Source organism: Pseudomonas sp. 2822-15 (genome assembly GCF_002742515.1).
GTDB lineage: Bacteria > Pseudomonadota > Gammaproteobacteria > Pseudomonadales > Pseudomonadaceae > Aquipseudomonas > Aquipseudomonas salomonii.
In genome coordinates, this window is record NZ_LJRY01000095.1 from 1 (window position 1) to 240 (window position 240).

A 240-nucleotide genomic window follows, 5' to 3' on the forward strand; every position below is an offset into this window, starting at 1 on the left:
CGCTGAGTGTTTAAAAGTATTGACTGGTAAACATCATGGAGAATGTGACATGGCACAGGAGCTTGGGAAGAAGATTGTATCCCTTTTGCGAAAAAAATGTGATGTGGCTAGTGAGATATATGATATGAACTATTCCTTGATTGCCACACCTGCAGAAGGGTTAAGTGGGAAGTTCACAAAGCGAGACAGGGAGGATTTTGGTGTCATAGAGGATGTCACAGATCGTAGTTACTATACAAA

The 240-nt window shown here is 41.2% G+C and carries 1 protein-coding gene; it reads left to right on the forward strand.

Annotation, left to right across the window (positions count from 1 at the left end; genetic code table 11):
• Positions 1–49 precede the first annotated feature (49 nt).
• Positions 50–240, forward strand: a 191-nt coding sequence (nrdD, locus tag AOA59_RS00535) for an anaerobic ribonucleoside-triphosphate reductase (protein ID WP_256593004.1), incomplete at its 3' end; no start/stop codon positions are given.